This window comes from Mycobacterium sp. FW102-FHT13B02 (assembly GCF_058790275.1).
Genome location: NZ_JBYTCM010000007.1, coordinates 262095 through 281386 on the forward strand (window position 1 = coordinate 262095; position 19292 = coordinate 281386).

Consider the following 19292-nt stretch of genomic DNA (forward strand, 5'->3'; position numbering starts at 1 on the left):
CGGTGTCACCGGCGTGGGGCATGTCAGCCCCGTCCCGCGGCGGGGACTGCGGCCGGGGCGACCGACGGCTGGCTCGGCGCCCCCGGCGCCGGCGCGGCGGTGGGCAGGCGCAGACGTTTGAGGGTCAGCGCGTTCACCGCGACCAGGAAGCTGGACCCAGCCATCGTGATGGCGGCGAGCTCGGGGCGCAGCACCAGCCCGAACGCCGGTTCAAAGACACCAGCCGCGATCGGCAGTGCGATGGAGTTGTAGCCGATCGCCCAGCCGAGGTTCTGCTCCATTTTGCGCACGGTGCCCCGCCCGATCCGCAGCGCCACCGCCACGTCGAGGGGATCCGAGCGCATCAGCACCACGTCGGCGGTTTCCACCGCGACGTCGGTACCGGCGCCGATCGCGACCCCGAGGTCGGCTTGAGCCAATGCCGGGGCGTCGTTGACCCCATCGCCGACCATCGCCACCCGATGGCCAGCGTTCATGAGCTCGGTGACCTTCGCGGCCTTGTCGCCGGGTAACACGTCGGCGATCACCGTGGTGACGCCGATCTGCGCGGCGATCCGCTGCGCGGTGGCCGCGTTGTCGCCGGTGAGCATGACCACCTCGACGCCCATCGACCCGAGCTCCGCGACGGCGGCCGCGGAGGTGGGTCGCACCGCGTCGGCGATCCCGATCACCGCTGCCGCCCGCCCGTCGACGGCGGCGAGCACCGCCGTGCGCCCGCCGGCGGCGAGCTCCTGTTGGCGGGCACCCAGCACGCCCAGGTCGATGCCCTGCGCGGTCATGAGGCGGGTATTGCCGACCACGACCCGGTGACCATCAACGACGGCGATCGCACCCTGGCCCGCCACGTTGGCGAAGCCCTGCGCGTCGAGGCGGCGAGCACCGTCGGTGTCGGCTCGCCGCACGACCGCGGCGGCCAGCGGATGTTCGGAGTTTCGTTCCACCGCGGCGATCAACGCCAGCGCCTCAGTTTCGGGCAGCCCGTCCACGATCAGGTCGGTCACCTCGGGTGCGCCCAGGGTCAGCGTGCCGGTCTTGTCCATCACGACCACGTCGATCTTCTTCGACGTCTCGATCGCGGTCGCGTTCTTGAACAACACCCCGCGGGCCGCCCCCAGACCGGTCCCGACCATGATCGCGGTCGGAGTGGCCAGCCCTAACGCATCCGGGCAGGTCACCACCACCACCGTGATCGCGAACAACAGCGCCTCACTGACCGGGCGGCCCACCAGCAGCCACACCACGAACGTGCCGACCCCGCCCAGCAGCGCCACCAGAACCAGCCAGAACGCGGCCCGGTCCGCCAGGCGCTGCCCAGGGGCCTTGGAGTTCTGCGCCTCCTGCACCAGCTTCACGATCTGGGCCAGTGCGGTATCGGCACCGACCTTGGTGGCCCGGACCCGCATCGTGCCGGTGGTGTTGATGGTGGCCCCCACCACCTCATCGCCGACGCTCTTGTGCACCGGCAGGCTTTCACCGGTCACGGTGGACTCATCGACGTCGCTGTCGCCGTCCTCCACGACCCCGTCCACCGCGATTTTGGAGCCGGGACGAACCAGCAGCACATCACCGACCGCAACCTGATCGGTGGGGATTTCGACCGGTTCACCGCCGCGGAGCACGATCGCCATCGGCGGGGCCAGCTTGAGTAGCGCACGGACCGCCTCGTTGGCCCCGCCCCGCGCCCGCAACTCGAAGTAGTGCCCGAGCAGCACGAACGCCGTCAGGATCGTCGCCGCTTCGTAGAAGACGTCACCGCCACCGGTCAGGGTGACCCCGACCGAGTACACCCAGCCGGCACCGACGGCGACCGCGACCAGCACCATCATGTCCAACGTGCGGGCCCGCAGCGCCCGCAACGCCCCGGCGAAGAACACCTGTGCCGAGTAGAAGATCACCGGCACGCTCAGGATCAACTGGAACACGTCGTCGCGTAGCCCGAACGGCGCCGCCACGGTGAACCCGAGTACGTCACGCCCGATCCGGGACCACAACGTGATCACCACCGCGAACACCACGGCGACCAGGAACCGGTTCCGCATGTCGCGCACCATCGCGGCCATCGACATCTCACCGTGCCCGCCATGGCCCATCACCTCGGCCGGCGTCCCCGTCCGATCGCTGACTGCACCCGCTGGGGCATGCCCGCCGTGCCCTGCAGAGCCGCCGTGTTCGCCGTGAGCGCGGGCGGCGACGTCAGTGGCAGGTGCTGGCAGCGGGCACAGGTGATCGGGGACCGATTCACCGCGGCAGTGATAGCGGCAGTCTCTGACCCAGCCGGCGAGCTCCTCAACCGTGGCACGGGCCGGGTCGTAGCGCACCGTCACGGTCTGCGCGACCGGATTCGCCTCCGCCCCAACAACTCCCGGCCGTCTACCAAGAACCGCCTCCACCACATTCTTCTGGGACGCCCACTGCACACCATCGAGCTCCAACACCACCGTGCGCGCAGAACCTGCAACCGAGGAAACCATGCCCCACTCCTTCACCGATATCCCCGCACCGATATCCCCGCCTGGATCAACACTGGTAATCAGAGCCCCGCCGCTACGTGCGGACCAACACCGCCGACCACATCCCCGCCAGCATCGGCAATAACCGCGCCCGCATGAATGACTCAGCACACAGGGGTGCGCAGGGCCCCGCACTGTGATCGATGCCGGCGTCAATCGTGGTGCGCTGACGCCGGTGTCTCGCCGTAGAACGCGCGCTCATGACACGGTTAGGTATGGTGCAGGCTCGGCGAAGCCGGTGCGGAGGTTTGCTGCCCGGGCGCCGGCATTCCGCCGGGCCCCATTTGACCGGGTCCCATCATGCCGCCGGAGCCCATGGTGCCGGAGCCCATCATGCCGCCCGACCCCATCGGTCCGGGGCCCATGGTGCCGCTGGGCCCTGGCTGCGATGGGTTGTAGCGGTACGCACCGTGCCAATACCCGCCGGTGCTATACGCCCCGGCGTAAAACCCACTGAAGAAGATCACCGCGACCACGAAAACGATGCCAGCGACGATGCCCACCCAGGCCGCCACCTGGGTGAGCCGGCTCGGCTGCCCCGACGCCGCCGTGGTGGCTGCCGTGGTGTCGGTGGGTGATTCAGATGCCTCGGTCATATCGATGCCCTTCTCGTCTGTGTGATGCGCGCACTAGCTCGGCGCGGGTATGCCGGCCGCGACTGCCAGTCTTGGCGCCAGCGTGGCGCTCTGTTAGGGCCTTTCGACCCGCGCGAGGGGAACTTTCGATGTCACTGCGGGCTCCTGGCGTCCGTGTGGTGCGCCCGGATCACGGCTGCGGCATGAGAGGCGGCGGGGCCAGTCGAGGACTGCGCATCCCCGCGGCCTGATGATATGCGTTGTGGCAGTACAGCATCCAAATATCGGCGTTGTCGGCGACCAGCGCGATGGCGTTATCGGTCCTCGCGGTGGTCGACGAGACTGCCGTCGCTGGCGGCGGCTCGCTATGAGCTAGTGCCTGTGGTCGCCGTTGGCGGTGCCTGATTGGCCGCCTTTGGGTGAGGCCGGGATGGTGAGGGCGGTGCTGTTGGTCGGTGCCGCGGCCGGTGGTTGCGGGGAGGAGCTGATGCCGTTGGGTTCGGTGCCCACCGCAATGGTCGCCACCACCGACAGGCCCGCCAGATCCACCGTGGAGACGGTGTTGTCGAAGCTGTTGGTCACCCAGGCCCACCGGCCCGAGGTATCGATGACTACACCATGCGGCCCGGAGCCGGTGGCGACGGTGCCGCGGGTCGTCATGGCTGCGGTCTCGATGACCGACAGGGTGCGGCCGGGAGCGTCCCGGCTGCCTTGATCGGCGCAGATCACTGTCTTCTCGTCGGGGGACAGATAGAGCTGCACCGGGGTATCGGGGACCGGGACGCTGCCGATGACTTTGCGTTGTGCCAGATCGACTTTCACCACACTCGGCGGATCATTGATACCGGCGTAGGCGTATTTGCCGTCGGCGCTGACGGCGACCTGCACGGGCGAATTACCCACCGGCACCGCCCCGATGAACTGGTCGGTGGCGGGGTCGATCAGGTCTAGTGCCCCGTCCATCATGTTGGCCACGACGATCACCGATCCGCCGGCGGCCGGGCGTTGGCCGTGGGGCATGCCGCCGAGAGCGATCCGCCCCGCGGGAACCAGGCCTGGGGCCCGGTAGACCGACACGGTGCCATCTCCGGCGTTGGTGACGTAGACCTTGCCGTTGGGGGCTTCGATGACGTGCGCCGGGTGCGGTCCGGTCGGGGCTGACGCGGTGATGCGGTAGGTCGCAGGGTCGATGGCCATGACGATGCCCGCGCTGCTGGTGGCGTACACGACCGCGCCATCGCGGGCGACTTGCACATTGTGCGGGCCCTGGATTCCGGTCACCGTCATGGCGACAGTGTTGGTGGCGGCGTCGATCACCGAGAGGCTGTCGGTGCCCTCGTCGGCGACCCATACCGAGCCCGATCGGGGTGGCGGCGACGATGGCGCCTGATCCCTGCTCGTCGAGCAACCTCCCAGCGTGGCGCCGAGCACGGCAGCGGCGCCGGCGGCGATCAGTTTGGCTGTCCGGGCCACGGTTGTATCCTCCCTGGGACCGGTTGGGCCCCAACCGATCCCACCCAAGGCCGGGCGGCAGCGCAGCCCGAGGTGGTTCTCTCCTGAATGCGATCGGCCGCGGCGGATCGCTCAGCGGCGCGGCGATCTAACCAGCCGGTTTCATGGTGTGCCCGCCCACCAGTGACCACCGCGCGGGGAACAAACATCAGTGAGCTGCCCCCCGGACTTGATTGTGCTGACCCGCCACCGGATTGGCCTTTGACGTGGTGGGGGTGTCGAATGGACTAGGGGTGCATGGGATTCGGCGTGGCGGGTGCAGAGGTCGGCTGTCCGGGTCCCATGCCACCGGGACCTGTCATCGGGCCGGGCCCCATCATGCCCGGTCCCATCATGCCCGGTCCCATCATGCCGCCGGAGCCCATACCGCCCGATCCCATCGGACCTGGGTTCATTGTCCAGCCGGGCCCTTGCTGCCACTGCTGGTGACGGTAAGCGCCGTGCCAGTAGCCGCCGGTGCTGTAGGCACCGGCACAGAAGCCGCTGAAGAAGATCACCGCGACGATGAAGACGACGCCGGCGACGATGCCCACCCAGGCAGCAACTTGGTTGAGCCGGCTCGGCCGCCCCGACGCTGTAGTGGTTGCCGTTGTGCCGGTGGGTGATTCAGAGTCCTCGGTCATGATCGGTGCCCTTTCTGGTCTGCGTGGTGCACGCACTAGCTCAGCACGGTCTGACGCGTCGGCCGTGTCTGCCAGTCTCGGCGCCACGGTGACCTTGCGTTAAGAGTCTTTAGGCCCCGCATGGGGTGAACTTTCGCCATGACGGTGGCCGTTGACCGGGCGCGGCGTTCGATTACGGGCGGTAGTTGAGGCTGGTCATCATCCCGGCGGCCTGGTGATAAGTGTTGTGGCAGTGCAGCATCCAAATACCGGGGTTGTCGGCGATCAGCGCGACGGCGAGATTGTGCATGGGCAGCACGATGGCGGTGTCTTTACGTGCACCGAGGCTGCCGTCGGGCTTGACGATCTGGAAGGTGTGGCCGTGCAGGTGCATGGGATGCCACATCATCGTGTTGTTGGTGAAGGTCAGCACGGCACGTTGACCTTGGCTGATCTGGAGCGGCTCGGTCTTGCCGAAAGGTGCGCCGTTGATGGTCCAGTTGTAGTGCATCATGTCGCCGGCCAGCACCGCGGCGAGGTTCACATCAGTCGAGCTCGTGCCGAGATCGACTTGCGGTGTAGCGGTGAACATGTCGACGGTGCCGACTCGTTTGGTTAGCTCGGGCGGCTGAAAACCCGCATCCGGAGGGGTGCCCGCACCGGTGGACAGCAAGGCCCGCGCCACCATGTTTTTCCCTTCGGCCAGCGCTACCAACGGGAAGATGCCATCGGCGGCGGTGACCAGGACGTCGTAGCGTTCCCCCATCCCCACCAGCAGGGCGTCGACCTCGGTAGGGGTGATCGGGTAGCCGTCGGTGTGCGTGACCGTCATTGCGTGCCCGGCCAGCGCGACCCGAAACGCAGTGTCCGAGCCGGCGTTGATGATGCGGATACGGATTCGCTGGCCGGGTTTGGCGGTGAAGGTGGTGGGGGCGGCCGGGATGCGCCCGTTGATCAGGTAATACGGGTAGCTGATGTCTCCGGCGTCCCCGCCCAACAACGAACTAGAGCCCATGGCACCCATACCCGGCATCCCACCCATGCCACCCATACCGGGCATCCCACCCATGCCGGGCATCCCACCCATGCCGGGCATACCGGACATGCCGGGCATACCGGCGTGCAGAGCGTCGAAAATCTGCTGGGGCGTTTTGCCGACGCCGTCGGTCCAGTCATCAAGCACGACAATCCATTCGGCGTCGTAGGCCGCCGGTTCATGCGGGTCATCGACGATCACCGGCATATACAGGCCAAAGTCGGCATCGAGCCCGGTGTGTGGATGGGCCCAGTAGGTGCCCGGCCGCGGTACCGAGAACCGGTAGGTGAAATCTTTCCCGGCATCGATGTCAGGGGTGGCCGGGGCAGCGCCGTCCATGTCGTTGCGGAGCGTGATCCCGTGCCAGTGCACCGATGTGGGGTGATCGAGGCGGTTGGTGACGGTGACCGCGAGTTCGTCACCCACGTTGGCCCGGATCACCGGGGCGGGGATCGTGGGGCCGTAGGCCAGAGTACGCGGCGTGGGGCCGCCCAGGTCGACGGTGGCCGGCTGGGGTGTCAGCGACGCGGTGACGGTGCGGCCGGTGTGCGGGCGCGCCGCCTCAGCATTGACGATCGCGGTGGATAACCCGGTGGGAGTCGGTGCGGGCGGGGTCGCTGCAGGCGGGGTTGGTGTCCGGGTGCCGCAGCCCGCGAGGGCAAACCCGCCGACAACACTGGCGGCCAGGAAACCGCGGCGGTTGAGCTGCATACCTAACGGGGACGGTCCCATCGCGGAGCCTCTTCTGTCGAACCACGCGCGTGGTCACGGTGAACGTACCGCGGCGGGGTAATTGAGTGTGCTGCATTCAACGAGGGCCGCCGCGCGCACCGTGCGATAGGCGGCGCGGCGGCGTGAGCTGTGTGCAGCCATCCTGCAGGTAGTGAAACCCCGTGTTGCACTGGCCCATTGATCGCAGCCGGGCTGGGCTGGTCAGTGGGGCTGATGTAGCAGGGCCATACGCCGCTGGAATTCTTCTTCGTCGATCTCCCCGCGCGCGAACCGTTGGGCCAGTACCTCATCGGGTCGCGGCGGCACCGGTGCAACGCCCTGGGCGCGGCCGCTGCCGCTGAGCGCGCGGATACCCCACACCCCCGCGACGATGAGGCCACCCCAAAACAGCACCATCGTCACGGTCATCATGATCCAGCCGCCCCAGCCGCCGCCGTACCACATCATGGTCGTTGTCCTTTCCGCCACATCACCACTGATCATGTGGTGCTGACCTGAGGGTGCACGCGCGGTGTACCGGCGCGATAGAGCCGATAGTCAACAGCGAGGGGCCTTCTGCTCCTTGCTGCGGTGCGCGGGTGCCGCCGACCGCACATCCCCCGGCGGGCACCCGGTTGTGATGACTGCCTGTTCGGATGCAGCGTCACCGCATGCGCAGATATGTTCGGCCAGAACCGATCTGGTGAGGTGCAGCCTCGTACATCCAGGCAACGGTATTGAGGGGCCCGGCGCCGCCGGGGATCTGCGGGTAGAGGCGGCGGACCCCCGGCGGCGTCGGGCCGACAGGCGTGGGGACTCTAGTCCCATGGCCTTCACACTTTGGCCTCTGGGCAGCCCGATACCGGGTCGGGCAGCGTCGAGGACAAACGGGGGTTTACCCGTAAATAGGAGTCAGCTCATGAACCACAAATACGCGCCGTGGCTGATATTGGCTGCAGTGATCGTGCTGATCGGGCTGTCTTGGGGCGGCGTATCAGTCACGCCGCTGGTGTATCCACTGATCTTGTTGGCGTGCCCGCTGATGATGTTCTGGATGATGCGCGGCATGAACGGCGGCCACAGGGGCAGCAACGACGCCGACCACAGCAGTCATCACAGCGACTCAACCAAGACCTAAAGGCGCTGCCGCGGCCGCGGCAGCGAGGCGAGGAGGGTCCGTCGTGGATCACCCCATCACCCCTGCATCGCACGTCATCGCGCCAGCGCCTCGCGGCGCGGCGGGCACAACGGTGCTGACCGCCGAAGGCATTGAGAAGTCCTTTCGGCGGGGCATGTGGCCATTGCCGGGCCGGCGGCCGGTTCTGCGGGGCGTCGATATGGCCCTGGCGCCGGGCGAAGTGGTGGGGCTGGTCGGTGAAAACGGCTCCGGCAAGTCCACCATGATGAAAATCCTCATCGGTGAACTGGCCGCCGACTCGGGCACGGTGATCCGCGCGGGTGTGCTGGGCTATTGCCCGCAGCAGCCGGTGGTCTATGAGCGACTGACCTGCGATGAGCACATCGACTTGTTCGCGTGCGCCTACCGGATGAGCCGGCCAGCGCAGCGCCAGGCCCGCAAAACCCTTTACGACGCACTGGGTTTCGAACGCTACGCCCACACGCGGGCCGATCGGCTCTCCGGAGGCACCCTAGCCAAGCTCAACCTCACCCTGGCGATGCTGGCCAACCCGCAGGTGCTGCTGCTCGACGAGCCCTACGCGGGTTTCGACTGGGACACCTATGTGCGGTTCTGGGAACTGATGGCCGATCGCCGCACCGCAGGCACCGCGGTGCTCATCGTCAGTCACTTCATCGCCGACCGGCAGCGTTTCGACCGCATCGTGCAGTTGTGCAACGGCCAGCTCTGTGACGACCCATCCTGCGACGAGTCTGGGTGCCGCGCGCCCACGGCCACGCCGTGACCGTCACCGCCGGGCCGCGGCGTCCGGTTCTGCTGCTGACCGGGCGCTTCATAGCCGACTATGCGCGCAACCCGGTCAACCTCATCGTGCTGGTGTTGGTGCCGCTGGTGTTCGTCGTCGTCGCCGCCCGGTCGCTCGCTGATGCGATGGCGTTGCTGGGCGGCACCATCGGCCCCGCCCTGCAGACCGTGACCGCCGGCTGGGCGGCGGCGTTCCTGTCGGGCCTGGCGATGTATTTCCAGATCCGCTCGGCCCGGGCCGCTGACCGGCGGCTACTACAGGCCGGGCTGCCTGCGGTACGGCTGATCGCCGCCAGGGCCGCTACCGGGCTGCTGCTGGCCGCGCTGGCCTCGGCGGTGGCGCTGATCGCGCTGGCGGCGCGTACCGGCATCGGTGACCCCGCCAGGGTGATTGCCGGCACGGTGATGTTCGCGCTGATCTACCTGGCGATCGGCGCACTGATCGCGGTTGCGGTCCCCAACCCGGTCAACGGTGCGGTGGCGATCCTGTTCATCTGGATGCTCGATGTGTTCTTCGGCCCCGGCGGCAGCGGCGGCACCACGGTCGTCTCCCGATTCTTCCCCACGCATTTCGTCACGTTGTGGATGGTTGACCTGCCGTCGCATCACGCCGGTCGGCTCGGTGACCTCGGTATATCGCTGGCCTGGGTGCTCGGTTCGCTGGTGGTCGCCGCCGCAGTATTGACCGCGGGCGCCCGCCTGTATCGGCCGCCGCGGCGCCGACCCGCGGACCGGTTTGTTACCGCCCTGCGGTGTGGTCTGGTCGATTTGCGCCGCAACCCGGTGCTGCTGGTCCTGCTGGTGATCGTTCCCGCCGTCTTTGTCGTGATGGCCAAGGCCACCACCCCCGCCCGCACCCTGACTCTGTCGGTGAGCGAGCACGGCGTCGCACGCACCGGATCGTTCTGGTTCCCGGAGGTGCACGCGGGGATCATGACCCCCATCGCCATTGCCGCATTGTCGGCGCTGGCCGGCCTGTTCGTGGTCGTCGACAGCGCCCGCGGCGACCGGCGCCTGCGTCTGGCCGGCTACCCCGCGTACCTGGCCGTGGCGGCACGCCTGGGTGTGGTCGCGGTCTCGGTCGTGGTGATTTCGACGGCCACGCTGACCGTGACCGCGACCGTCTTCGATGCTCGGCAATGGGTGGGATACATCGCGGCCAATGTCGGGCTCGGCGCCACGTATGCGCTCGTGGGGGTGATCATCGGACCGCTGTTCGGCCGCGTCGCCGGGGTGTTCATCGCCTTCCTGATCCCGTTCCTGGACAGCGGCATCGCGCAAAGCCCGATGCTGCGCCCCACGCCCGCCCCCTCGGCACATCTGTGGCCCGGCTACGGATGGACCCGGGTCATTTTCGATACCGCACTGACCGCCGACTTCGACCAATACGTTCCGCTGCTGATCGGGCTGGCCTGGCTGGGCGGGTTAAGCGTGATCGCGGCGATCACACTGGTGCGCGGACACCCCTGGACCTGACCGGCCAGCGGCACATCGGTGCCCGGCGATCAGCGAGCGAGCCCCGCAGACTGTGCCGTAAATGCGAGTGAGGACTGCACCGAATCATCTGTGCCCCTTGGTGTTTAGCTGCCCGGCGGTGCCGATCACCGGTTTAGAGAAATCACCGCCGCTAGCGTCGCCGCGATCCACACGGCCCCAACCGTGAACAGCACCCACCGAAACGCCGAGCGCAGCACGAAGTTCACCACGATCATCACCCCGATCGACACGGCGCCCGCGATCGCCAGCACCACCACAGCGGACCCGGGCGTGTCGCACTTCGGTGGCCGCCAGGTACACCGTCAAGGTCCCCGTGGCCAACGCATAGCCGCCCAGGACGGTGAACACCAGATGCAGCCAACGCCGCAGCCGCGGCAGCGCCGCATCGACCTCTGCGGCGCTGCGCTGCAAGTAGTGCAGGTCCTCGGGCAGAAATGCTGGCCGGGCGAACAGGAAAAACCCACCGACACCGATCAAGGCGGCGCCGCCGGCGCCGAAAAGCCACATCGCCGCAGTCATGATCGCTGCGCGGGTGAATCAACCCGCACTAAGAACCGGCCGGTGCCCACGCAGCCGCGGCCAGAACGCAGCGGTGGCCGCGGCGTCGGCGCCGCATTGGTCACCGAACTGGGCGTCCATCGCGCGTTCCTCGCTGCGCGCCAGCCGCACATAGACAACCACCAGGACGGGGCACATCGGCCATAGGTTTCGTCTGCCACCGCGCTGTCCCTTTCGCCCATCCCAGGCCATCACGATGGGGGCGGCGCCCGGCCTTGGTGTAGAGACCTCCTGCCTGAGGCGCAGTGTCTTATGTCTCTACCCCCGACGCCGGTGTGCGCGCGAGTGTGAGCTGGTGACGCCACGCGGCGGCCAACCCGGACAACGAAGCGAGAACCGATGATCGGATACGGGCACATCGCCACCGGACAGTTTCTGGCTCTGCTCATCGGTGCCGCGGAGCTGGGGTTCGTGATCTACGCGGTGTGGCGGCGCCCCCGGCCGCAACGATCGTGGCCCGAGACCGCATCGAGGTCCGGCGTGCTGCCCGCGGTGGCCGCGGTGGCCGCGGTGAGGCGCCGCGCGCCGCTGCCCCGGGTGAGGACTTGCGAGGAAGCCATCGTTCGCCAGCGTCTGGCTGGGCAGATCGATGCCACGACCTATCAGGCACGTATGGCCGACCTGGTTCGCGGCGGCCGCTATTAGCCACGCCCCTGGCCGGACCACCGCCCGGATCATGAAATGACAAGGAGCATCGAGGATGTCGACCATTGATGTCGCCGTGATCGCCGTCGCCGTGGTGGCGATCGCCGGGTTGGGATGGTTCTTCTTCGGCCCCCGCACCGCACGCGCCGCCGCGGTCAGCGGCGGGGTCCAACACCTGCAGGTCACCGTGCGCGGCGGGTACAGCCCCAACGTGCTGCAGGTCCGCCAGAACATCCCGGTGGAGATCGAATTCGACCGGCAAGAAACCGGAGACTGCACCTCGCGCGTGGTCTTCCCCGACTTGCAGCTCACCGCGGCGCTGCCGGCACATCAACACACCAGCGTGCGGTTCACCCCCCACGAGGCGGGATCGTTCGCATTTTCCTGCGGGATGAACATGATCCACGGCACCCTCGTGGTCACCCCCAACGCGGCGAGCACCCCCCGTGCGCAACCCACCCACGGCCAGCAGACCGAACCTGGCCCGGCCCAGACGGCGCCCGAGCCAGCCGCAGCCGACGTCGAAGCCGCCCAAGCCCACGAGCGGCGCACCGAAATCGCCGACCTAACCCGCCGCGTCGTGATCGGCGCGGTACTCACCGCCCCGGTGCTGTTCACGGCGATGGCCCAAACCTTCGGCGCCTCATGGGTACCCGCAGTCTTGCTCAACCACTGGGTGCAGCTGGCACTGATCACCCCGGTGATGTTCTACGTCGGCTGGCCCATCCACCGCACCGGCTGGCTCGCCCTGGCCCATCGCAGCGCCGACATGAACTCCCTGATCACCCTGGGCACCGTCGCCGCCTACAGCTACAGCCTGCTGGTCACCGTGGCGCCGACCGTGGTGCCGGCCACCGTGCGCGATGTGTATTTCGAAGCTGTCGGGGTGATCATCACCCTGATCCTGTTGGGCCGCTTGCTGGAAGCCAGGGCCAAAGCCGGCACTGGTGAAGCCATCCGGGCCCTGCTCGGGCTTCAAGCCCGTACCGCGCGGGTGATCCGCGGCGGCACCGAAGTCACCATCGCTGTCGAGGATGTGATCGTCGGCGACGACATCCTGATCCACCCCGGCGAGAAGATCCCGGTCGATGCCACCGTGCTGTCCGGGCAATCCGCAGTCGATGAATCCATGGTGACGGGCGAATCGATGCCGGTCACCAAACACCCCGGCGACACCGTCATCGGCGCCACGGTCAACACCACCGGCTCACTGCGGGTCCGCGCGGCCAAAGTGGGCGCCGACACCATGCTGGCCCAAATCGTGCGCATGGTGCAGCAAGCCCAGGGTTCCAAAGCCCCGATCCAGCGTCTGGCCGACGCGATCTCGGCCTACTTCGTGCCCGCGGTGATCGTGATCGCCATCATCGCGTTCACGGTGTGGTTCGTCGCCGGACCTCCGCCGGCATTGACGTTGGCCCTGGTGTCCGCGGTGTCGGTACTGATCATCGCCTGCCCCTGCGCGCTGGGCCTGGCCACCCCGCTGTCGATCATGGTCGGTACCGGCAAAGGCGCCCGCGCGGGCATCCTGATCCGCTCCGCCCAAGCCCTGGAAACCGCGCACAAACTCGACACCATCGTGCTGGACAAGACCGGCACTATCACCGCGGGCAAACCCGCCCTCACCGACATCGAAACGGTCGGCGCCATCGGCGCCCAACAGCTATTGACGTTGGTGGCCTCCACCGAAGCCGACAGCGAGCACCCGGTGGCCACGGCTATCGTGACCAGAGCGCGCGAACGCACCATCGCCATCCCGCCTGCACAGGACTTCGTCTCGATCACTGGAAAAGGCGTGCGCGCCACTGTCACCGGACACACCGTCCTGGTCGGCACCGCCACCCTGCTCACCGAAAACGGTATCGCCACAAACGAACTCGAACACATCGCCACCGGGCTGGCCGCCGAAGGCAAAACCGCGATCCTGGCGGCCGTCGATGGCGCCGCCGCCGGAGTGCTCGCCGTCGCCGACACCATCAAAGATGACTCCGCCGCCGCGATCACCGCCCTGACCCGACTCGGGTTGCAGGTGGTGATGATCACCGGCGACAACGCCCGCACCGGCGCCGCGATCGCCCGCCAAGTCGGCGTGCCCCGGGTGCTCGCCGAAGTCCTACCCGAACACAAAGCCGCCGAGATCGCACGCCTACAAGCCGAAGGGCGCCGCGTCGGCATGGTCGGCGACGGCATCAACGATGCCCCCGCCCTCGCCCAGGCCGACGTCGGACTGGCCATCGGCACCGGCACCGACGTCGCCATCGAAGCAGCCGACATCACCCTCATTTCCGGATCGCTCGCCGGTGTGGTCACCGCGATCCGGCTCTCCCGCGCCACCATGGCCAACATCCGCCAGAACCTGTTCTTCGCCGTGATCTACAACGCCGTCGGCATCCCGCTGGCCGCCGGGGTGCTCTATCCACTGCTCGGGCTGCGGCTGTCCCCGATGATCGCCGCCGGCGCGATGGCCCTGTCCTCCCTGTCGGTGGTCGGCAACGCCAACCGCCTGCGCCGCTACCACAGCGAGCCGCTGCCCACAGCCACACCGGCACAAACCGAGCCCGATGTGCAAACCGGTACCAACCACAGCCACCCGGAGCACACAATCAAACATCAAGCGCCACACCGACACACAACAAGGACCGCCTCATGACCATCGGATTGTCCACCTTCGTGCACACCACCTTCACCGACGCCGTCGCCCGCACCCGCCAAGCCCTCGCCGAGCAAGGATTTGGTGTGCTCACCGAAATCGACGTCAAAGCCACCCTGAAAACCAAACTCGGCGTCGACATGGAGGACTACCTCATCCTCGGCGCCTGCAACCCCGCACTGGCCCACCGCGCACTCGAGGTGGACCGCCAGATCGGGCTCCTGCTGCCCTGCAACGTTGTCGTACGCACCGACACCTCCGCCGACGGCTGCGTCCTCATCGAAGCCATCAACCCACAAATACTCGTCGACGTCACCGGCGAGCCCCAACTGACCGAACTCGCCGACGAGGTCAGCACCAAACTGAGCGCCGCCCTCGAATCACTGGCCGCCGACACATCGCTGCACACCGCACCATCGAAATAACAATCTCGCAAGAAACCGAAAGCCGCTGCGGCCCAATAGTCTTCATCGTCAGCATGGGGCTGGCGTGCGTCGAAGCACAGGGCGATGTGGCAGCGCGGCATCGGCCGGCACGTGACCGGGGCGTGTGGTCCGCCCGGTCACGGCGGGTGGTCCTGTGGTGCGCTGGCGAATGTGTCGCGGCAGGTTGTCGAGCAGAACCACACCGGGTGTCCGGCGTGGTCAAGGCGGGGCGCGCTGGTCGTGTCGACCAGCATCCGGCACACCGGGTCGGTGGCCCGGTCGGCCGGTGCGCCCGGCCCGGAGGCGGCCAGCAGCCGCACCGGCGCGCTCACGTTGCGCAGCCGGTGCTCGCCGAGGTCGGTGAACCCGATACCCGCCAGCGCCGCCGCGTTCTCGTCGAGGGCGGCGCGGTAGGTGGCGTCACTGGCCAGGACCTGGCCGGGGTCGGCGAGGGCGGCGATCCGGGCGGCGATGTTGACGGTGGCGCCGAACCAGTCGCCGGACCGTTCGACCGCGGGGCCGGTGTGCATGCCGACCCGCACCGCCGGGAATCGGCCGGTGGCGGGGGTGGCGAGGGCGATCCCCAGCGCGATCGCCGCGGCGGCGGCGGGGGCGCGGACCATCAGGGCATCGCCGATGGTCTTGACCAACTGTGCGCCGGCGTCGGCGATCACCGGCTCGGCCCGGGTGGCGAACTCGCCGGCCAGGTCGGCGGCGAGGTCGTCGCCGTGCGCCTCGGTGAGCGCGGTGAACCCGGCCAGGTCTGCGAACAGGAACGTCGCACGGCCGGTGTCCTGGTCGGTCCCGCCGGTCATGTGCGGGCCTGCGGCTGTGGTGGGGCGGCGAGCAGGCCGTGCAGGACGGCGTCCAGGACGACGCCGCGGGCGGTGTCCGCGTCCCAGTGGTGGGCGGCGCGCAGGTGGATATATCCCCAGCCGACCAGGTTGAACAGCACGGTCGCCGTGACGATCGGCTCCACGACGCGGACGGTGCCGTCGGCGGCGCGGTCGCGCAGCAGGCGCTCAAGCGGCTCGGCGAACGCCTCGACGGTCAGGGCGCCGGGTCCGGGCGGGTGGAACCCCGCGCCCGGGGCGAGGAACATCCCGGCGAGCAGGTGCAGGTGCGCATCGGCGGTGCGGCACAACGCCTCCAGCGCCTGGTGCAGTCGCCTGCCGGCGGTGCCCGACCCGGACGGGGCCGGCAGCATCGCTCGTTGGTAAGTGGTCGCGGCCTCGGCCATCAGTGCTGCGACCAGGTCGTCACGGCTGACACCGCGGCGGTAGGTGGTGGCCTGGGACATCGGCGCTTCGGCGGCGGTGCGGTCGAGGATGCGAGCGACGGGAACAGGAATGAGCGCACGGCGTCCGACCGTGACCAGGGCGAGGCGATGGCTTTGCGCATCCCAGGTGGACAATGCCGTAATTGTATTGTCGCCACGTGATTTATCGGCCTGGGGCCGGGTTTGGCCCGGGGTTGCCCGCCGGTGCGCCCCGGGGCGCCGGTGCGGGGCACTGTGGGGGGCGCTGCGCATCGCGTACGGGGAGGTCGGCGGCGTGATCCTGCAATACTAGGTTGCTTAGTAGTTATGGTGTGTGGTGTCGGCTGGGGTTGTTTCGTCAAGGCGGTGGGCATGGACCGGAATCGGTGGCTGTGGTGGGTGATCGCGGCGGTGGCCGCGGTGGTCGTGGCCGTGGCGATCGCCGTCCCGACGGCGTTGGTGCCCAATCCGTTCTTCGGGCGGATGACGGCACCGCCGTGGTGGAGTTATCCGGTGTGGGTGCTGACCGCCGTGTTGAGCGGGTTGTTGATCGCCAGTTATGTGCGTCGTCCCTCGCCGGCGGCGGCGCGGCCCGGGGCCGGGGTGTTTGGCGGCCTCGGGTCAGCGCTGGCGGTGGGGTGTCCGCTGTGCAACAAGGCGGTGGTCGCCGCCGTCGGCCTCAGCGGCGCGTTGAATGTGTGGGCGCCGCTGCAGCCGCTGGTGGCGGCATTGTCGCTGATGTTGCTGGGCTGGGCGTTGTGGCGGCGGCGGGTGGCGTCGCGGGGATGCCCGGTGCCCGCAGGTGAGGCGGTGGTGGCCACGGCGGCGCAGCTACCGGTCGTTGACGGTGCAGCCGCCGGTTGGCGACGGCGGTCATGAACGGCGGTAAGCCGTCGCGCCGGGCGGGGTCGAGCAGCCGGGGTGTGCGGCCGCGGCCGGGGCTCGGTGAGCTGGAAGCGGCGATCATGGATGTGGTGTGGCGCAGTACCGATCGGGTGCGAGTGCGCGATGTGCTCGATGGCTTCGACGAGGAGCGCCGGCCCGCCTACACGACGGTGATGACGGTGATGGACAACCTGTATCGCAAAGGCTGGCTGAGCCGTGAATTGTGCGGGCGGGCGTACTGCTATCTGGCGACCCGCAGCCGGATTCAGGCCGCGACCGATGCGGTGCGTGACCTGCTCGCCGATAGCGGGGACCCGACGGCGGCGCTGCTGCATTTCGCCCGCGGCGCGACCGAAGCCGAGTCGCAGGCGTTGACCCGCGGGCTGCGCGAGCGCGGCGGCAGCCGGTGACGGCTGTCGTGGCCTGGACCCTGGTGGGCCTCGTGGTGGGCGTGGGGGCGCCGGCGCTGCTGCGGCTGATGATCGCCCGGGGGCACGACGCGGTGCTGGTGTTCGGGGTGTGGGCGATCACGACCAGTGTGGCGCTGATCGCGCTGGCGTTACCCGCGGTCGCCGAGACGGTTCACCAGTGCTGGTTTGCGCTGCATGCCGGCCGCTCCGGCGACATCGACACCGCCGCAGGGTATTTCAGTGCTGTGGTCATTGCGGTATCGGTGGCACGCGCCGGCTGGTACCTGCGCGACGCCGCGCGCCAGCGCGTGCATTTGCACGCCCGCCACGCCGATCTGGCCTGGCTGCTGGACACCGATGATCGCGGCCCCACCGGCGTGTTGTGGATTCCCGCTGCGCGCCCCCTGGCCTACAGCGTGGCCGGTGACCCCCCGTGGATCGTGATGACCACAGGGTTGCGCCAGCGCCTTGACCGTGCGGCGGTGATGGCGGTGCTTGCCCATGAACGTGCCCATTTGCGGCGCCGTCATCACAGCGTGCTCGCCGTGGCGGCCACCTTGGCCGCGGCGGTGCCTTGGTTGCCGCTGCTGTGGCAATCCCCGGCGTTGGTGCGCACCATGGTGGAACTGGATGCGGATGCCCACGCCGCACGCGCGCACGGCAGCTCCGGCCTGCGACGCGCGTTGCAGATCCTGAGCACCGAGCCGCTGCCACCGGCCGTGCTCGGGATGGGCGGGGTGTGCCTGCAGCAGCGGATGGACCGCCTGGCCGCGATGGCGCCGCACGGCCGGGGTCCGGGCCGTGGTGGCGGCGGGTCGCTGGCGGTGGTGTGGGCGGCGGCACTGATGCTGGTCGCGGTGGCCTTCACCAGCTTCATCGTGGTGGCAGCCCTGTTCTCCTGCACGCATGGCTGACCGCACCACCGAGGCCCGGTGAGCCCGGCGATGTCGTCGAGGTTCGCAACACCGGTGGCCAGCCGCTGCAGGTGTGGCAGAACGGAGACTGGAGCGTGCCCTGGCCCGAATGGTTGCGGGGCAGTGCATTGCCTCGCTAGCCCGCGCCGGACAAACAGATCGGTGTCGCTGCGGCTCAGACCACGGGCACTCGGGGGCGACGGCGCGGCGAGATTGGGCTCAGTAGTCGATGAGGCGGGTGACAAACGGCATCATGCCCGACGTGCGCACCGGCGCGATACGCACCGGGTACCCGGTGGAATAGGCCTCCAGCATCTGACCGTTGCCCAGATACATCGTCTCGTGCTGGCTGGCTTCGGGCCCGTAGAAGATCAGGTCACCGCGACGGGCCTGCGAGGTGGGAACCTTACGGCCCGCGTTGTACTGGTCCCCCGAATAGTGCGGCAGTTTGATGCCGACCCCGGCGAACGCGTACAGCATCAACCCCGAACAGTCGAACCCCACGGTGTTGGCGCCGCCGTCGATGCCGCGCGACGGACCTGCCGCGGTACCCCCGCCCCACGAATACGGCACACCAATCTGCGACATGGCGCGCCGCACAACGTATTCGGTGGCCCGCGCGCCGTACACCCGCGGGATGCGGTCGTTGGTGAAACCAGGATCGGAGGCTGCCTGAGCGCGGGGAGCCAATCCCAGCGAGGCCAGAAAATTGCGGCCCAGGTTCGCGGTCACCTGCGCCGAGGTGTACGAAATGTTAAGCACCGCATTGGTTACCGCGATCGGGTCGCCCGGCACATTGGCGCTGGCCACCTGCGGCAGGCTCGGATCCCAGCCCCCGCCCTCAGCCCCGCCCACTGACGGGGCCTGCGGCCCGGGCGCGGCGGCACCCAACGGCACCGACGACACGAACAAGACCCCGGCGGCCACGGCGACCGCGGTACGCAGAACCGGCCGAGCCATCGCCCGCACCGCCGACGTTGCCCGATTAGCCGGCCGGTGCGGCGCCCCGACAACCCCGCAACTACTAACCTGCTTAGTAGACATCCGCATGCCCACGGAACTTACGCCACTTCAGCCCCACCGAAAACATCTGTCACCGTCTCGGATCGGTAACGGGTTGCCCCGCCGGACCCGACTGTCCGGCCACAACCGAAGGGCCGGGCAC

General features: G+C 68.5%; 20 protein-coding genes and 1 pseudogene. 9 read left to right on the forward strand and 12 right to left on the reverse strand.

The genetic code is table 11. The features are described 5' to 3' along the window. Nucleotides 1–23: 23 nt before the first annotated feature. The 7 genes from AC3WTE_RS15410 to AC3WTE_RS15440 form a co-directional block, all read right to left on the reverse strand. Nucleotides 24–2471, reverse strand: coding sequence for a heavy metal translocating P-type ATPase (locus AC3WTE_RS15410; protein WP_492438741.1), 2448 nt, complete (start codon nucleotides 2469–2471; stop codon nucleotides 24–26). Nucleotides 2472–2719: 248 nt separating this feature from the next. Further along, the gene (locus tag AC3WTE_RS15415) at nucleotides 2720–3106 is read right to left on the reverse strand and encodes a hypothetical protein (RefSeq protein ID WP_492438743.1); all 387 of its coding nucleotides are present in this window, start codon (nucleotides 3104–3106) and stop codon (nucleotides 2720–2722) included. Between the two features lie 169 nt (nucleotides 3107–3275). Continuing rightward, nucleotides 3276–3491: a multicopper oxidase domain-containing protein gene (locus AC3WTE_RS15420; protein ID WP_492438813.1), complete on the reverse strand. Its 216-nt coding sequence runs from the start codon at nucleotides 3489–3491 to the stop codon at nucleotides 3276–3278. Further along, on the reverse strand, nucleotides 3458–4558 hold the full coding sequence (locus AC3WTE_RS15425) for a beta-propeller fold lactonase family protein (RefSeq protein ID WP_492438745.1): 1101 nt from the start codon (nucleotides 4556–4558) through the stop codon (nucleotides 3458–3460). Before AC3WTE_RS15425 ends, AC3WTE_RS15420 begins: the two co-directional genes overlap by 34 nt. Before the next feature lie 266 nt (nucleotides 4559–4824). Further along, complete coding sequence (locus AC3WTE_RS15430) at nucleotides 4825–5220, reverse strand: hypothetical protein (protein WP_492438747.1); 396 nt, start codon at nucleotides 5218–5220, stop codon at nucleotides 4825–4827. A 172-nt stretch (nucleotides 5221–5392) separates the two neighbouring features. Next, nucleotides 5393–6967, reverse strand: a complete 1575-nt coding sequence (locus AC3WTE_RS15435) for a multicopper oxidase family protein (protein ID WP_492438749.1) — start codon at nucleotides 6965–6967, stop codon at nucleotides 5393–5395. A 201-nt stretch (nucleotides 6968–7168) separates the two neighbouring features. After that, nucleotides 7169–7450, reverse strand: a complete 282-nt coding sequence (locus tag AC3WTE_RS15440) for an SHOCT domain-containing protein (RefSeq protein WP_492438751.1) — start codon at nucleotides 7448–7450, stop codon at nucleotides 7169–7171. Between the two features lie 415 nt (nucleotides 7451–7865). On the opposite strand from AC3WTE_RS15440, the gene AC3WTE_RS15445 reads away from it, so the two are divergent. Genes AC3WTE_RS15445 through AC3WTE_RS15455 form a run of 3 tightly spaced genes read left to right on the forward strand, consistent with a single transcriptional unit; the run spans nucleotide 7866 to nucleotide 10364 of the window. Then, on the forward strand, nucleotides 7866–8084 hold the full coding sequence (locus AC3WTE_RS15445) for a DUF2933 domain-containing protein (protein WP_492438752.1): 219 nt from the start codon (nucleotides 7866–7868) through the stop codon (nucleotides 8082–8084). 55 nt (nucleotides 8085–8139) lie between these two features. Then, nucleotides 8140–8868, forward strand: coding sequence for an ABC transporter ATP-binding protein (locus AC3WTE_RS15450; protein ID WP_492438815.1), 729 nt, complete (start codon nucleotides 8140–8142; stop codon nucleotides 8866–8868). After that, nucleotides 8841–10364: an ABC transporter permease gene (locus AC3WTE_RS15455; RefSeq protein WP_492438754.1), complete on the forward strand. Its 1524-nt coding sequence runs from the start codon at nucleotides 8841–8843 to the stop codon at nucleotides 10362–10364. The genes AC3WTE_RS15450 and AC3WTE_RS15455 overlap by 28 nt, the downstream gene beginning before the upstream one ends. An 84-nt stretch (nucleotides 10365–10448) precedes the next feature. Here the strand turns inward: AC3WTE_RS15455 and AC3WTE_RS15460 are convergent, their stop codons facing one another. Together AC3WTE_RS15460 and AC3WTE_RS15465 are read right to left on the reverse strand one after the other, a co-directional pair. Next, a complete protein-coding gene (locus AC3WTE_RS15460; RefSeq protein ID WP_492438756.1) occupies nucleotides 10449–10904 on the reverse strand; it encodes a hypothetical protein in 456 nt (151 codons plus the stop codon). Between the two features lie 18 nt (nucleotides 10905–10922). Next, complete coding sequence (locus tag AC3WTE_RS15465) at nucleotides 10923–11081, reverse strand: hypothetical protein (RefSeq protein ID WP_492438758.1); 159 nt, start codon at nucleotides 11079–11081, stop codon at nucleotides 10923–10925. 201 nt (nucleotides 11082–11282) lie between these two features. Here AC3WTE_RS15465 and AC3WTE_RS15470 point away from each other — a divergent pair, with 201 nt between their 5' ends. From AC3WTE_RS15470 to AC3WTE_RS15480, 3 genes are read left to right on the forward strand one after another with little or no spacing between them, the layout of a single operon-like run. Then, the gene (locus AC3WTE_RS15470) at nucleotides 11283–11588 is read left to right on the forward strand and encodes a hypothetical protein (protein ID WP_492438759.1); all 306 of its coding nucleotides are present in this window, start codon (nucleotides 11283–11285) and stop codon (nucleotides 11586–11588) included. Nucleotides 11589–11643: 55 nt separating this feature from the next. Then, complete coding sequence (locus tag AC3WTE_RS15475) at nucleotides 11644–14235, forward strand: heavy metal translocating P-type ATPase (protein WP_492438761.1); 2592 nt, start codon at nucleotides 11644–11646, stop codon at nucleotides 14233–14235. Next, the gene (locus AC3WTE_RS15480; protein WP_492438763.1) at nucleotides 14232–14660 is read left to right on the forward strand and encodes a DUF302 domain-containing protein; all 429 of its coding nucleotides are present in this window, start codon (nucleotides 14232–14234) and stop codon (nucleotides 14658–14660) included. The genes AC3WTE_RS15475 and AC3WTE_RS15480 overlap by 4 nt, the downstream gene beginning before the upstream one ends. 137 nt (nucleotides 14661–14797) lie before the next feature. Here AC3WTE_RS15480 and AC3WTE_RS15485 read toward each other — a convergent pair whose 3' ends face one another. Both AC3WTE_RS15485 and AC3WTE_RS15490 read right to left on the reverse strand, forming a co-directional pair. Beyond that, the gene (locus AC3WTE_RS15485; protein ID WP_492438765.1) at nucleotides 14798–15475 is read right to left on the reverse strand and encodes an adenylate/guanylate cyclase domain-containing protein; all 678 of its coding nucleotides are present in this window, start codon (nucleotides 15473–15475) and stop codon (nucleotides 14798–14800) included. Next, complete coding sequence (locus tag AC3WTE_RS15490; protein WP_492438767.1) at nucleotides 15472–16074, reverse strand: TetR/AcrR family transcriptional regulator; 603 nt, start codon at nucleotides 16072–16074, stop codon at nucleotides 15472–15474. Before AC3WTE_RS15490 ends, AC3WTE_RS15485 begins: the two co-directional genes overlap by 4 nt. Before the next feature lie 216 nt (nucleotides 16075–16290). Here AC3WTE_RS15490 and AC3WTE_RS15495 point away from each other — a divergent pair, with 216 nt between their 5' ends. The 3 genes from AC3WTE_RS15495 to AC3WTE_RS15505 are packed head-to-tail and all read left to right on the forward strand — an operon-like array spanning nucleotide 16291 to nucleotide 18127. After that, nucleotides 16291–16797, forward strand: coding sequence for a hypothetical protein (locus tag AC3WTE_RS15495; RefSeq protein WP_492438768.1), 507 nt, complete (start codon nucleotides 16291–16293; stop codon nucleotides 16795–16797). Then, nucleotides 16794–17213: a BlaI/MecI/CopY family transcriptional regulator gene (locus AC3WTE_RS15500; RefSeq protein WP_492438770.1), complete on the forward strand. Its 420-nt coding sequence runs from the start codon at nucleotides 16794–16796 to the stop codon at nucleotides 17211–17213. The genes AC3WTE_RS15495 and AC3WTE_RS15500 overlap by 4 nt, the downstream gene beginning before the upstream one ends. Continuing rightward, nucleotides 17210–18127, forward strand: a complete 918-nt coding sequence (locus AC3WTE_RS15505; protein WP_492438772.1) for a M56 family metallopeptidase — start codon at nucleotides 17210–17212, stop codon at nucleotides 18125–18127. Before AC3WTE_RS15500 ends, AC3WTE_RS15505 begins: the two co-directional genes overlap by 4 nt. Nucleotides 18128–18346: 219 nt before the next feature. Here AC3WTE_RS15505 and AC3WTE_RS15510 read toward each other — a convergent pair. Further along, nucleotides 18347–19168: pseudogene (locus AC3WTE_RS15510) on the reverse strand (NlpC/P60 family protein); the annotation flags it as partial. Nucleotides 19169–19292: the final 124 nt, after the last annotated feature.